The following is a 12,674-nucleotide window of genomic DNA, read 5'->3' as shown; positions in this document are numbered from 1 at the left end:
CGGTATGCGGTGCGCGGTGCGCACAAACGTGCATGGCTGCGGGACCGTTGGCGCGGCCCGCCGCGGCAGCTTATCAGCGCGGCCCGCCGCGGATGCTTATCAGCGCGGCTGCTCCGCTCAGCGAATGTCGTGGCGACGGGAGGCGGCGGCCGCCAGTGCGCCGCCCAGTGCGCCGAGCGCCAAAGCCGATGGCACGCCGATGCGCGCCGCCTTGCGGGCGGTGCGGAAGTCGCGGATCTCCCAGCCCCGCTCCCTGGCCACATCGCGCAGGGCGGCGTCGGGGTTGATCGCGACCGCGGTGCCGACCAGTGACAGCATCGGCACATCGTTGAAACTGTCCGAATAGGCGGTGCAGCGGCGCAGGTTGAGCCCTTCCCGGATGGCCAGTGACCGCACGGCATGGGCCTTGCCGGTGCCGTGCAGGATGTCGCCGACCAGCCGGCCGGTGAACACCCCGTCGACCGACTCGGCGACGGTGCCCAGCGCGCCCGTCAGGCCGAGACGCCGAGCGATCGTGGCGGCCAGCTCGTAGGGAGTGGCCGTGACGAGCCACACCTGCTGACCGGCGTCCAGGTGCATCTGGGCCAGCGCCCGCGTTCCCGGCCAGATCTTGTCGGCGATGATCTCGTCGTAGATGTCCTCGCCGAGTTCGACGAGCTCGGCGGTGGAGCGGCCCTCGATGAATGCCAGGGCTTTCTGCTTGCCCTCGGCGACGTCGTCGCTGTTCTCCTTGCCGGTGAACTGGAACTTGGCCTGCGCGTAGGCGATGCCCAGGATGTCGCGGTAGGTGAAGTACTTGCGGGCGGCCAGACCGCGGGCGAAGTGCACCAGAGAAGATCCGTGTACCAGGGTGTTGTCGACGTCGAAGAACGCCGCGGCCGTCAGATCGGGCGGCGGCGCGGGCGTCCCGACGGGGTCGGTGTCGGACTCGAGCTCGGTGACGGCGAGCTCGGCGCTGGCCTCGCCGCCGAGCTGCTGTTCGAGCGCATCGGCACTACCGGATTCGGGCACGTTTTCACCCTAAGTCACCCGGCCCGGATACTGGCGGTGTGGAGCGTGAGCAGGCGGGTGGCGGCGTCCGGGACGGCGGGGGGGACGGCGGGGGGAACACTGTGACGTTGCTGACCCGGGCCGGTTGCAGCATGTGCGAACGGGCGGCCCGGCAGTTGGCAGCGCTGCGCGAGGAGCTCGATTTCGAGTTGGTGACCAGGGACGTGGATGAGGCCGTCGCGGCCGGCGACACCTCGCTGCGGGCCCGGTACGGCGACCTGTTGCCCGTGATTTTGCTGAATGGGGCCCAACACAGTTACTGGGATGTGGACGAGGAGCAGCTTCGGGCCGACCTCCTCGCCAAATGAAATCGCCAGATGAAATTTGGTGGCCGGGCGGGAAACGATTACCTTGGTGACGTGGTGATGAAGCCGTGAGTGTGCTGCTATTCGGGGTTTCGCACCGCAGCGCGCCGGTGTCTGTTCTCGAGCAGTTGAGCACTGACGAATCCGATCAGGCCAAGATCATCGACGAGGTCCTCAGATCCTCGTTGGTCACCGAGGCCATGGTTCTGTCTACGTGCAACCGCGTCGAGGTATACGCCGTGGTCGAGGCCTTCCACGGAGGCCTGTCGATCATCGGGCAGGTGCTGTCCGATCACTCCGGCATGTCGCTCAACGATCTCACCAAATACGCCTATGTGCGCTACGCCGAGGCCGCCGTCGAGCATCTGTTCGCGGTGACCAGCGGCCTGGATTCGGCCGTCATCGGTGAAGCCCAGGTGCTGGGGCAGGTGCGTCGCGCCTATGCCTCGGCCGAGGAGCACCAGACCGTCGGGCGCACCCTCCACGAGCTGGCCCAGCGGGCCCTCAACGTCGGCAAGCGGGTGCACTCCGAGACCGGGATCGACGCCGCGGGCGCATCGGTCGTATCGGTCGCCCTCGGCATGGCCGAGACCAAGCTCAACGGCGGGCTCGCCGGGCGCACCGCGGCCGTGATCGGCGCGGGCTCGATGGGCGCGCTGGCCGGCGCACACCTTGTCCGCGCCGGAATCGAGCGGGTTCACGTGGTGAACCGCTCACTACCGCGGGCCCAGCGCCTGGCCGAGAACCTCACCGAGCAGGGCGTGCAGGCGCAGGCCATGTCCCTGGACCATCTGGCCGAGGCCCTCGCCGACGCCGACGTCGTGGTCAGCAGCACGGGGGCGGTACGCCCGGTGGTGTCCCTGGCCGACGTGCACCACGCCCTGGCTCAGCGTGACGCCGGCGCCGGCGATCGGCAGCTGGTGATCTGTGATCTCGGTATGCCGCGGGACGTGGATCCGGCGGTGTCCGGGCTGCCCGGTGTGTGGGTGGTCGACATGGACCGGATCCAGCGGGAACCGTCGGCGCGCGCGGCGGCCACCGATGCCGACGCGGCCCGCACGATCGTGGCCACCGAGGTTGCCAACTACCTGGCCGGCCAGCGCATGGCCGAGGTCACGCCGACCGTCACCGCGTTGCGGCAGCGCGCCGCCGACGTGGTCGAGGCCGAGCTGCTGCGGCTGGACAACCGGCTGCCCGGGCTGGACGCGACGCACCGCGACGAGGTGGCCAAAACTGTCCGCCGCGTCGTCGACAAGCTTTTGCACGCACCAACGGTGCGGGTGAAACAACTCGCCAGCGCCCCTGGCGGGGACAGCTACGCAGAGGCTTTGCGTGAGCTGTTCGAACTCGATCCGCAAGCCGTCGAAGCTGTGGCGGCCAGTGAATTGCCCTTCATGACAACAGATCTCGATAAGTCTGAGTAGAGCTTGGTAAAAACGCGCGATACGGTAATCCGGATCGGCACCCGGGGTAGCCTGCTGGCGACCACGCAGGCCGGCACCATCAGAGACGCTTTGCTGGCTGCTGGTCATGCCTGCGAGCTCGTGATCATCTCGACCGAGGGCGACCGCAACCAGGGACCGATCGCCGAAATCGGCGTCGGGGTCTTCACCGCGGCGCTGCGGGAGGCGATCGACGACGGCCGGGTGGACATGGCCGTGCACTCCTACAAAGATTTGCCCACCGCGCGTGACGATCGGTTCGTCATCGCCGCGATCCCGCGCCGCGAGGATCCTCGTGACGCGCTGGTGGCGCGCGACGGGTTGGTGCTCGGCGAGTTGCCGGCGGGGTCGGTGATCGGTACCTCGAGCGCGCGACGGGCCGCGCAGCTTAGAGCACTGGGTCTCGGTTTGGAAATCCGCCCCCTACGAGGCAACCTAGATACCAGGTTGAACAGGGTTACGAGCGGTGATCTCGACGCCATCGTGGTTGCCCGTGCGGGTCTGGCCCGTATCGGACGCCTCGAAGCGGTCACCGAGTCGCTCGAACCGGTGCAGATGTTGCCAGCGCCGGCTCAGGGTGCGCTCGCGGTGGAATGTCGCGCCGGCGACACCGAGCTGATTTCGGTGCTGTCGGAGCTGGATGACACCGACACGCGCGCCGCGGTCACCGCCGAACGGGTCCTGCTCGCCGAACTGGAGGCGGGTTGTTCCGCACCGGTGGGCGCGATCGCAGAAGTGGTCGAGTCGATCGATGAGGACGGCAATGTCTTCGAAGAGCTGTCGTTGCGCGGCTGCGTAGCGACGCTGGACGGATCCGACGTGATCCGTGCGTCCGGTATCGGAACTCCCGATCGGGCCGCCGACTTGGGTCTTTCGGTGGCCGCGGAGCTTTTCGAGCTGGGTGCACGCGAGCTGTTGGAAGAGCGCGGGAGTGAAGAATGACCATGCGAGGTCGCAAGGCGAAGCCCGGCCGCATCACATTTGTGGGCTCAGGCCCGGGAGATCCGGGGCTGTTGACGGCACGGGCGCAAACCGTGCTGGCGCACGCCGAGTTGGTGTTCACCGATCCCGACGTCCCCGAGGCCGTATTGGCCCTGATCGGCACCGAACTGCCGCCGGCGTCCGGACCGGCCCCAGCTGCGCCGGTCAAGGCCGACGCTGCCGCGGGTGACGCCGCAGGCGGTGATGCCGCCGGCACCCCCGACGCTGCGCAAGCCGCCGTCATCGCCGGTGGGCCCGAGGTCCGCCCGGCTCTCGGCGATCCCGCCGAGGTGGCCAAGACCCTGATCACCGAGGCCCGCCACGGCTACGACGTGGTGCGCCTGGTGGCTGGTGACCCCCTCTCGGTGGACGCCGTCATCACCGAGATCGGTGCGCTGGCCAAATCCCACATGAACTTCGAGATCGTCCCCGGGTTGCCCGCCACGAGTGCGGTGCCCACGTACGCGGGCCTGCCCCTCGGTTCGTCGCACACCGTGGCCGACGTCCGCGGTGACGTGGACTGGGCGGCTCTGGCAGCCGCACCCGGGCCGCTGATCCTGCACGCGACCGCGTCGCACCTGCCGGATGCCGCCCGCACCCTGATCGAGCAGGGCCTGGTCGACAGCACCCCGGCAGTGGTCACCGCGAGCGGCACCACCTGCCAGCAGCGTTCGGTCGAGACCACGCTCGGTGGCCTGCTCGACAAGGCCGTGTTGGAGAAGCCGGCCGGAAGTGAGCTGGCGGGGCCGCTGGTCGGTCCGCTGGTCGTCACCATCGGCAAGACCGTGGCCAACCGCGCCAAGCTGAACTGGTGGGAGAGCCGTGCCCTGTACGGCTGGACCGTGCTGGTGCCGCGCACCAAGGATCAGGCCGGCGAGATGAGTGACCGGCTCGTGGGTCACGGTGCCCTGCCGATCGAGGTGCCGACCATCGCGGTCGAGCCGCCGCGCAGCCCCGCGCAGATGGAGCGCGCCGTCAAGGGTCTGGTCGACGGCCGGTTCCAGTGGGTCGTGTTCACCTCGACCAACGCCGTGCGTGCGGTGTGGGAGAAGTTCAACGAGTTCGGCTTGGACGCGCGGGCGTTCTCGGGTGTGAAGATCGCGTGTGTCGGACAGGCCACCGCCGACAAGGTGCGGGCATTCGGCATCAATCCTGAGCTGGTGCCGTCGGGTGAGCAGTCCTCGCTCGGCCTGCTCGACGAGTTCCCGCCGTTCGACGAGGTTTTCGATCCGGTCAACCGGGTTCTGTTGCCGCGGGCCGACATTGCCACCGAGACGCTGGCCGAGGGCCTGCGCGAGCGTGGCTGGGAGATCGAGGACGTCACCGCCTACCGCACCGTGCGGGCCGCTCCGCCGCCGGCGCAGACGCGCGAGATGATCAAGACCGGTGGGTTCGACGCGGTCTGCTTCACCTCGAGCTCTACGGTGCGCAACCTGGTCGGTATCGCCGGCAAGCCGCACGCCCGGACCATCGTGGCCTGCATCGGACCGAAAACCGCTGAAACCGCAGCGGAATTCGGCCTACGGGTTGATGTGCAGCCCGAGTCTGCCGCGGTCGGACCGCTGGTCGACGCGCTTGCCGAGCACGCTGCGCGTCTGCGGGCCGAGGGGGCGCTGCCTCCGCCGCGCAAGAAGAGCCGCAGGCGCTAGACAGACATTCGCCGAAACGGCATTCCGGCAGGGCCTTACTCGAAGTTCTCCTGCTGGAATGCAGTTTCGAGGATAGGAGGCGTAATGGGTTACCCAAGACATCGTCCTCGTCGTCTGCGCTCCACGCCGGCGATGCGCCGTTTGGTGGCCCAAACCTCCTTGGAGCCACGCCATCTCGTGCTGCCGATGTTCGTCGCCGACGGCATCGATGAACCACGGCCCATCTCCTCGATGCCCGGCGTCGTGCAACACACCAGGGATTCGTTACGCCGGGCGGCCGCCGCCGCGGTGGCCTCGGGTGTGGGCGGACTGATGCTCTTCGGCGTGCCGCGCGACGAGGACAAGGATCCGACCGGCGCTGTCGGCGTCGATCCGGATGGCATCCTCAACGTGGCCCTGCGTGATCTCGCGAAGGATCTCGGTGATGCCACGGTACTGATGGCCGACACCTGCCTTGATGAGTTCACCGACCACGGACACTGTGGCGTTCTGGATGCCGCGGGCCGGGTAGATAACGACATGACCAATCTGCGCTACGTGGAACTTGCTGTGGCGCAGGCGGAATTAGGTGCGCACGTGGTCGGTCCCAGCGGCATGATGGACGGCCAGGTGGCCGCCATCCGCGACGGGCTCGACGCCGCCGGCCACGCCGAGGTCTCGATCCTGGCCTACGCGGCCAAGTTCGCCTCGGCGTTCTACGGCCCGTTCCGTGAAGCGGTGTCGTCCAGCCTGGTGGGGGACAGGCGCACGTATCAACAGGATCCGGGCAACATCCGCGAGGCCGTGCACGAGGTCGAACTCGACATCGACGAGGGCGCCGACATGGTGATGGTCAAGCCCGCGATGAGCTACCTGGACGTGGTGCGGGCAGCTGCCGATATTTCTCCGGTACCCGTTGCGGCATACCAGATTTCGGGTGAGTACTCGATGATCTGTGCTGCCGCGGCCAATGGCTGGATCGATCTGGAGGCGGCGGCGTTGGAGTCGTTGACCGGAATCCGGCGGGCGGGCGCCGACATCGTGCTGACGTACTGGGCGGCCGATGTGGCCGGCTGGCTCGCGTGACCGAACAGGTGACCGAACCGCAGCAGAGTCCGACCGGTCGTCCCGAGGACGTCGATACCGGGTTCTGGTTGTGGACGGCCGCACTGGTGCTCATGGTGGTCGGGTACCTGATCGACGCGTTCACCGGATCCGGTAACGGTGTGCAACAGTCGGTGACCGTCGTCTTCTCGATCATGTTCCTTGTGGTGCTGTCCTCGATCGTGGCGGCGTTCCTGATGTTGATGCGCCAGGGTTATCGCTGGGCTCGCACCCTGTTGACCAGCGGTGGGATCGTCTCGGTCCTGCACGCGATCAGCAGCCTCCTGACCGGGCAACGTGAAGACGCGGCCGCAGTGGGCTATGCCGTCACCGCGATCGTCGGATCGGTACTGATCGCCGGCGGCCTCTACCTGCTGTACCGCAAGGATGCCGACGGTTTCTTCACGCGCTGATTGATCGCGGGCGCCCTGGCCGGGCGCGGCAAGAGGTATCACGGCGTGGGTACTGCGCGAAGGCGCCTTCACAGTCTGCGGCCGGACGCTGAGCCCAGAGGTTGCAATACCCCGGGCGTCGGATGTGGGGAGGACGTCGATCGCTAGGCTTTGCCGATGCCCTCACCGACGACGCCGACGCCGACCCCTCGGTCGCGCCGCGCGACGATCGCCTTCGGCTGCTGGTTGGCCGGTGCCGTGTTGTTGATCGTGGGCGGCCTGATCGCCGCCTCGGCGTCCTGGCCCAGTAGCGAGAGCACCCTGTTCCGCGGTGTCGGTCTGATCACCGCCTTGGCCGGCGCCGGGATGGCATTCTTGGCCGGTCGTAGTCGTTCCGGCGATGCGCGGCACCGCCGGGCCGCGATCGCGCTGTCCATGGCGATAGTGGTGGTGGTCGTGTTGATCGCGGCGCTGAGTCTGGCTCCGGTCCATATCCTGACGCTGGTCGCGCTGCTCCCGCTCATCGCGGGTACCGGCCTGAGCGCGCTGCCACTGCGGAAGGGTGACGATGGAGAGTGAACCGGTGAACAAAGTCGCCTCCGAGGTGTTGTTCTACGAGCAGGGCGCCAGCTGGGCGTGGCTGCTGTTGGGGCCCTTCGCCGGAGTCGGCATGGCGATTCTTCAGATCACCGGCGGATACGGTCACGATCTGTGGATTCCGATCGTTTTCCTGGTGCTGGTGTCCGGGTTCGTGGCCATCCAGATCAAGGCCGCGCGCATCCACACCTCGGTCGAATTGACCGCCGAGACCCTGCGGCAGGGCGCTGAGATATTGAAGCTCGACGAGATCGTCCTGATCTACCCCGAGGCGTCGGGCTCGGAGGCGCCGAATTGGCAATCTGCCCGTGCTCTCGGGGAACTCTCGGGAGTGCCGCGGAGCCGGACCGGCATCGGGTTGAAACTGACCGGTGCGCGCACGGTCCAGGCCTGGGCACGCAAGCACCGGAAGCTGCGGCAGGCGCTGACGCCGCTGGTCGAGGAGCGGACGCCGTGAAACGCCGCGCCGTGCTGGAGTTCGTCGTCGCCGCAGTCGCGGCCGTGGGTTGCGTACTGAGCTGGATCGCCGCGATGGGCACGGTGGAGGTGGCGCCTGTGCTCGACGGTGAGCCGGCCACCACGGCGGTGAGTTATTCGGCGCCGCTTCTGGTGCTCGCGCTGGTGCTCGCCGGTGTGGCGGGTGTGCTGACCGTGCTGGCCATCGCCCGCTTGCGTCGTTGAGCTGTGGCCGATTGGCAGCCCGTTTCGCGCGGTGAATCCGGTGCCGGGGTCTTCCGCAGTGCGGACGGTTCCCGGTACTTGAAGGTGATCGGTCCCGTGGCCGTCGCAGAGCTGGCTGCCGAGCGGGATCGGATGTCCTGGGCGCACGATCACGGACTGCCCGTACCGGCGGTGATCGACTGGGCCTCCACCGGGGACGGCGGTGCCTGCCTGATCAGCAGTGCCGTCGGTGGCATCGGGGCCGATCGGCTCGCTGAAGCCGCGCTACGGTCGGCCTGGCCCGCGGTGGTGGAGGCGGTCCGCACTCTGCACGCCGTCACGGTCGACGACTGTCCCTATGAGCGCGGCCTCGACGACATGCTGGCACGGGCCCGGTCCGTCGTCGCCGCAGGCGCGGTCAATACCGAGTTTCTGCCCGACGAGGACCGGGATGTCTCACCCGCCGAGCTGCTGAAGCGCGTCGAACGCGACGCCGGCCGGCGTCGCCGCCAAGAAGCCGCCGATCATGTGGTGTGCCACGGCGACCTGTGTCTGCCCAACATCCTCATCGACCCCGACCGGCTGACCGTGGAGGGTTTCGTCGACCTGGGCCGGCTCGGTGTCGCGGACCGCCACGCCGATCTGGCGTTGTTGCTGGCCAACACCGCCGACAGCTTCCCCGGATTCGCCACCGACGCCGCGGCGGGCCTGGCCGCGGGCTATCCGGCGGCGATAGACGAGGACCGGCTGCGGTTCTACCTGGCGCTGGATCCATTGACCTGGGGGTGAAAGCCCAAGGCGCGGTTCAGGAATCGAGCCAGGCCAGCTCGTCGGACAGGTGCGCGCGCCAGAAGTCCTGATCGTGGCCGCCGGGGTAGAAGCCGACAGCTGGGGTCCGGGGTAGTTGGTTGACGAACATTCGGGTCGCGGAGTAAAACCCGTCCCCGGTGCCGCAGTCGATGCGGAGCGGGATCGACCCCAGCGCCGGTGGCAGTCTCAACGCTGAGTTCTGCTGCCAGTCTTCGAGGCTGTCGAAGGCGTCGGGCGGCGCGCCCCAGTACGTGAGGTAGAGCGCCGGGCTGATGGCGCAGACCGCCGCGGTGCGCGCGGCGCCCAGTCTGGCGCCCAACAGCATGGCGCCGTAGCCGCCCATCGACCAGCCCATGAAGGCGACTCGTGAGGTGTCGATGCCCTTGGTGGTCAACATCGGGATCAGTTCGTTGAGCACCATCGCCCCGGAGTCTCCACCAGAGGCTCGACGGCGCCAGAACGAGTTGCCGCCGTCCACACTGACCACCGCGAACGGCGGCCGGCCGGCCGCGGTCAGCTGGGCCAGCGCTTCCGGGATGCCCAGGCTCATCACGCCTGCGGCGTCGTTGTCCATCCCGTGCAGGGCGATCACCGGACGTAGTGGGCCGTGCTGGCCAGGCGGGCGGGCGATGATCCAATTGGTTTCGACGCCGCCGCGGGCCGCGGAGATGAACGACCCCGAGTCGCGGGTCGGCAACGGGGCGCCCGCCGAGGCCGGTTGGCCGGGGCCCGGTTGGTTGGGGTTCGGAGACGCCCCGGACTTGGGCGGATCGAGGAGGCTGCCCAACGCCATCATTCCCGCGGCACCCGCACCGGTGAGACCTAGACGCAGCGCGTCGCGGCGGGTCAGCGAGGTCACTTGCGCATCATTCCAACCATGGGTCTCAGCAGGTGACACGGTCCGGCAACAGCGCGATAACGCCCTCCACCTGTCCGTGACCCCGGTCACAAACCTCTTGGTACAAAGTACAAAATCTGTAACACTGTGTCCATGACCGAATTGGCCGAGCAGCCGCAGCGGACCGACGCCCTGCCACTGGGGCCGCAATCGCTGGTGTGGAAGTACTTCGGCGACAACCGGATGTACCTGATCGGGCCGCGGCCCGCAGTGCTGCAGAACATGCTGGCCGAGCTGGGCCAGGGCGTGCTGGACCACTCCACGTTCTTCGCCGACACCGCCGAGCGGCTCAAGCGCACAATCCCGCCGATCTTCCGGACCGTCTACGGCACCGAGGACGAGAATGCGGGCACCCAGGTGCGCGACTTCCACCATCACGTCAAGGGCGATATGCCGGATGGATCGCGCTACCACGCGCTGGATCCCGACACCTACTTCTGGGCGCACGCGACGTTCGTCGAGCAGGTCCTCTACTTCGCCGACACCTTCGTCAAACGGCTGAGCGACGCCGAGAAGGAACAGATCTATCTGGAGTCCAAGACGTGGTACCGCCGCTACGGCGTCAGCGATCGGCCCATGCCGGCCACCTACGCCGAGTTCGAGCAGTACTGGGATCGGATGCTGAACGACGTGGCCGTGCCCCACAAGTCCGCCCGCTACGGCGTCGGCTATGTCACCAAGGGCTTCCCGTGCCCCAAGGCCGTGCATCCGGCGGTGTGGCGTGTGGTCGCCACAGTGTTCAACCCCGCCGCGGCTTTCCTGACCGCGGGCGGCCTGCCACCACGCGCCCGTGACCTGCTGGACCTGCCGTGGAGTGACCGCCAGGAGCGCAACTACCAGCGGTTCGCGGCGTTCTGGCGATCCCGCCCGGTGAACTGGGTGTGGGATCATCTACCGATGAGCGTGCGCTACAACAAGTTCGCGCAAAAGGGCTATGCCCGGGCGTGATTCGGTGCCCGATTCTGTGACGGCGATCCTGGACGCGGCCCTCGTCGAATTCGAGCGGCACGGCCTGCGCCGGGTCGCGCTCGATGACGTCGCGCGTCGGGCCGGGGTCAGCCGCACCACGATCTACCGCAGGTTCGCCAACCGCGACGAGCTGGTGGCGGCGGTGATCGAGCGGGAGAACGTGGCGTTGTTCTCCGATATCGCCAATGAACTGAAAAGTGCAGGGCCGCAATCGAATTACTACGTCGAGGCATTCACGCTCTCGATCTTGCGGTTCCGTCGGCACCATGTGCTCAACCAGATGATCGCCGATGAACCGGCTCTGGTCATGGAGATGCTGCATGCCCACTACGGCGCGGCGATCGAGCGGATGGCCGCGGCACTGAAGGTGATCTTTCCGGCCGGGTTTGCCGAGCGGATCGGCGAACCGGCGGTCAACGACCTGGCCGACACCATCCTGCGTTATGCCGGAATGGTGCTGCTGCTGCCCAGTGTGGAACCCCTCGACACCGCCGAGGACATCCGGGCCTTCGCCACCCGGCATTTCCTCCCGAGCCTGCCGATGTCGCTTCGCACGGTTTCGGCCTGATCCACCGGGCGTAAACCGCGGCCTGGTGTTTGGTGGCTCACACTTTCGGGCAGCCGTGAGGTATGACCACCGAAAAGCCGCGCGTCACGGAAGAGCACCACAAGCAAGCCGAACGCGTCATGCAGTCCTATGACGACGACAGGCCCACTGTCACCCTGCCCGGCAGCGGAGGCACCGTCTCCGGCACCGCGGTCAATGACTGGGTCGACGATGACGGTAACCCGATCTACGGCCGGCCCGAGCACGACGAGTAACCGCGAACCCGCGCCGTCGCGGGCCATGAGTTGCCTACTGTGGCTGTTGTGACGGTGACCCCGCTGGAACGGATTGCCCCTGCCTTCGTGACGATGGCCCACGAGATCGTGTGGGCCTCGGTGGCCACCGTCGACGCCGACGGTCAACCGCGTAGCCGCATCCTGCACCCGATCTGGGAGTGGGACGGCACGGATCTCTTCGGCTGGATCGCCACCGTGCCCAGTCCGGTCAAACGGGCACATCTGGCGGTCCATCCCCATATCTCGGTCAGTTACTGGACCACCAACCACGACACCTGCGCCGCGGACTGCCTTGTGGAGTGGTACACCGACGACGAAACCTGCGCCCAGGTGTGGGACCGCTTCGCCAACGGCCCCGCGCCGGTGGGTTACGACCCGCGCATCATTCCGCAGTGGAGTGACGGGCCGACGTCCGATCAGTTCGCCGCGTTGCGACTGACGCCCTACCGGCTGCGGGTCATGCCGGGCACGGTGATGACGGCCGGGTCCGGTGAGGTGTTGAACTGGCGGGCGTGAGGTCCCGGCCTCGTATGTGAGCGGCCTAACTTGTCGGTGGTCGAATGTATGTTCGATTCATGGAGGCGGGTGTGGGCGAGGCGGTGGCGGGGTTGCGGGCCGCGTTCGACGCCTTTGCCGCCTGTGATGTCGGGGCGTTGACCCGCGCTGAGGTGCTGGCGGTGCTCGACGAGTACGAGACCTTGATGTGTCAGTTGCCGGGGCCGTTGCATCGGCTGCTGGCCCAGCTGCAAGCCGAGACCACGCCGCGGGAGTTGGGTGCCAAATCGTGGAACGCGGTGCTGCGGATTAGGTGGCGGCTGTCGTCTGCTGAGGCCGGGCGGCGCCTGGCCGAGGCGGCGGTGTTGGGGCCGCGGCGTGCGCTGACCGGGGAACCGTTGGCGCCGGTGTTGCCGGTGGTGGCTGCCGCCCAAAATGCTGGGTTGCTCACTGGTGATCACGTCAAAGTGCTGCGCGACGCGGTGGACGATCTGCCCGGG

The 12,674-nt window shown here is 67.8% G+C and carries 17 protein-coding genes; 15 read left to right on the top strand and 2 right to left on the bottom strand.

Going from position 1 to position 12,674, the window contains the following annotated elements; all coding sequences use genetic code 11:
• Positions 1 to 117: 117 nt before the first annotated feature.
• The gene (locus H977_RS0126400; RefSeq protein WP_029110675.1) at positions 118 to 1,011 is read right to left on the bottom strand and encodes an HAD family hydrolase; all 894 of its coding nucleotides are present in this window, start codon (positions 1,009 to 1,011) and stop codon (positions 118 to 120) included.
• 101 nt (positions 1,012 to 1,112) lie between these two features.
• Here H977_RS0126400 and H977_RS0126395 point away from each other — a divergent pair, with 101 nt between their 5' ends.
• The 10 genes from H977_RS0126395 to H977_RS0126350 all read left to right on the top strand — a co-directional run bounded on the left by H977_RS0126395 (position 1,113) and on the right by H977_RS0126350 (position 8,948).
• Positions 1,113 to 1,358, top strand: coding sequence for a glutaredoxin family protein (locus H977_RS0126395; RefSeq protein WP_029110674.1), 246 nt, complete (start codon positions 1,113 to 1,115; stop codon positions 1,356 to 1,358).
• Positions 1,359 to 1,423: 65 nt separating this feature from the next.
• Complete coding sequence (locus H977_RS0126390; protein WP_029110673.1) at positions 1,424 to 2,779, top strand: glutamyl-tRNA reductase; 1,356 nt, start codon at positions 1,424 to 1,426, stop codon at positions 2,777 to 2,779.
• 3 nt (positions 2,780 to 2,782) lie between these two features.
• Complete coding sequence (gene hemC, locus H977_RS0126385) at positions 2,783 to 3,739, top strand: hydroxymethylbilane synthase (protein ID WP_029110672.1); 957 nt, start codon at positions 2,783 to 2,785, stop codon at positions 3,737 to 3,739.
• Positions 3,736 to 5,427 carry a bifunctional uroporphyrinogen-III C-methyltransferase/uroporphyrinogen-III synthase gene (locus tag H977_RS0126380; RefSeq protein WP_029110671.1) on the top strand — a complete coding sequence of 564 codons (1,692 nt, stop codon included), beginning with the start codon at positions 3,736 to 3,738 and terminating at the stop codon, positions 5,425 to 5,427. Before hemC ends, H977_RS0126380 begins: the two co-directional genes overlap by 4 nt.
• An 84-nt stretch (positions 5,428 to 5,511) precedes the next feature.
• The gene (hemB, locus tag H977_RS0126375) at positions 5,512 to 6,492 is read left to right on the top strand and encodes a porphobilinogen synthase (RefSeq protein ID WP_029110670.1); all 981 of its coding nucleotides are present in this window, start codon (positions 5,512 to 5,514) and stop codon (positions 6,490 to 6,492) included.
• Positions 6,489 to 6,923 (top strand): hypothetical protein, encoded by a 435-nt coding sequence (locus H977_RS0126370; protein WP_051289109.1) that lies wholly within the window; start codon positions 6,489 to 6,491, stop codon positions 6,921 to 6,923. Before hemB ends, H977_RS0126370 begins: the two co-directional genes overlap by 4 nt.
• Before the next feature lie 156 nt (positions 6,924 to 7,079).
• Positions 7,080 to 7,481 carry a hypothetical protein gene (locus H977_RS0126365; protein WP_029110668.1) on the top strand — a complete coding sequence of 134 codons (402 nt, stop codon included), beginning with the start codon at positions 7,080 to 7,082 and terminating at the stop codon, positions 7,479 to 7,481.
• Positions 7,471 to 7,956, top strand: a complete 486-nt coding sequence (gene mce1N / locus H977_RS0126360) for a transport-regulating membrane protein Mce1N (RefSeq protein ID WP_036477319.1) — start codon at positions 7,471 to 7,473, stop codon at positions 7,954 to 7,956. The genes H977_RS0126365 and mce1N overlap by 11 nt, the downstream gene beginning before the upstream one ends.
• On the top strand, positions 7,953 to 8,180 hold the full coding sequence (locus H977_RS0126355) for a hypothetical protein (RefSeq protein WP_029110666.1): 228 nt from the start codon (positions 7,953 to 7,955) through the stop codon (positions 8,178 to 8,180). Before mce1N ends, H977_RS0126355 begins: the two co-directional genes overlap by 4 nt.
• Before the next feature lie 3 nt (positions 8,181 to 8,183).
• Positions 8,184 to 8,948: an APH(3'') family aminoglycoside O-phosphotransferase gene (locus tag H977_RS0126350; protein ID WP_029110665.1), complete on the top strand. Its 765-nt coding sequence runs from the start codon at positions 8,184 to 8,186 to the stop codon at positions 8,946 to 8,948.
• A 16-nt stretch (positions 8,949 to 8,964) separates the two neighbouring features.
• Here the strand turns inward: H977_RS0126350 and H977_RS0126345 are convergent, their stop codons facing one another.
• Positions 8,965 to 9,828, bottom strand: coding sequence for an alpha/beta hydrolase (locus H977_RS0126345; protein WP_029110664.1), 864 nt, complete (start codon positions 9,826 to 9,828; stop codon positions 8,965 to 8,967).
• 132 nt (positions 9,829 to 9,960) lie between these two features.
• Between H977_RS0126345 and H977_RS0126340 the strand changes: the two genes are divergently transcribed.
• The 5 genes from H977_RS0126340 to H977_RS33965 form a co-directional block, all read left to right on the top strand.
• Positions 9,961 to 10,815 carry an oxygenase MpaB family protein gene (locus tag H977_RS0126340; RefSeq protein ID WP_029110663.1) on the top strand — a complete coding sequence of 285 codons (855 nt, stop codon included), beginning with the start codon at positions 9,961 to 9,963 and terminating at the stop codon, positions 10,813 to 10,815.
• The gene (locus H977_RS0126335; protein WP_029110662.1) at positions 10,802 to 11,404 is read left to right on the top strand and encodes a TetR/AcrR family transcriptional regulator; all 603 of its coding nucleotides are present in this window, start codon (positions 10,802 to 10,804) and stop codon (positions 11,402 to 11,404) included. The genes H977_RS0126340 and H977_RS0126335 overlap by 14 nt, the downstream gene beginning before the upstream one ends.
• Positions 11,405 to 11,466: 62 nt before the next feature.
• Entirely contained in the window at positions 11,467 to 11,658 is a 192-nt protein-coding gene (locus H977_RS0126330) for a hypothetical protein (protein WP_029110661.1), read from the top strand.
• A gap of 54 nt (positions 11,659 to 11,712) precedes the next feature.
• Positions 11,713 to 12,195, top strand: a complete 483-nt coding sequence (locus H977_RS0126325; RefSeq protein ID WP_029110660.1) for a pyridoxamine 5'-phosphate oxidase family protein — start codon at positions 11,713 to 11,715, stop codon at positions 12,193 to 12,195.
• Positions 12,196 to 12,254: 59 nt separating this feature from the next.
• A partial coding sequence (locus H977_RS33965) for a DUF222 domain-containing protein (RefSeq protein WP_029110788.1) occupies positions 12,255 to 12,674 on the top strand: 420 nt, incomplete at its 3' end.

The sequence above is a fragment of the Mycobacterium sp. URHD0025 genome (assembly GCF_000426065.1).
In the GTDB taxonomy this organism is placed as follows: Bacteria; Actinomycetota; Actinomycetes; order Mycobacteriales; family Mycobacteriaceae; genus Mycobacterium.
This window is presented reverse-complemented; position numbering and strand designations above follow the sequence as displayed.

Coding starts and splice junctions, on each gene's coding strand:
- H977_RS0126380 (WP_029110671.1), top strand. CDS start 3,736: ATGACCATGCGAGGTCGCAAGGCGAAGCCCGGCCGCATCACATTTGTG.
- hemB (WP_029110670.1), top strand. CDS start 5,512: ATGGGTTACCCAAGACATCGTCCTCGTCGTCTGCGCTCCACGCCGGCG.
- H977_RS0126365 (WP_029110668.1), top strand. CDS start 7,080: ATGCCCTCACCGACGACGCCGACGCCGACCCCTCGGTCGCGCCGCGCG.
- mce1N (WP_036477319.1), top strand. CDS start 7,471: ATGGAGAGTGAACCGGTGAACAAAGTCGCCTCCGAGGTGTTGTTCTAC.
- H977_RS0126340 (WP_029110663.1), top strand. CDS start 9,961: ATGACCGAATTGGCCGAGCAGCCGCAGCGGACCGACGCCCTGCCACTG.
- H977_RS0126335 (WP_029110662.1), top strand. CDS start 10,802: ATGCCCGGGCGTGATTCGGTGCCCGATTCTGTGACGGCGATCCTGGAC.
- H977_RS0126330 (WP_029110661.1), top strand. CDS start 11,467: ATGACCACCGAAAAGCCGCGCGTCACGGAAGAGCACCACAAGCAAGCC.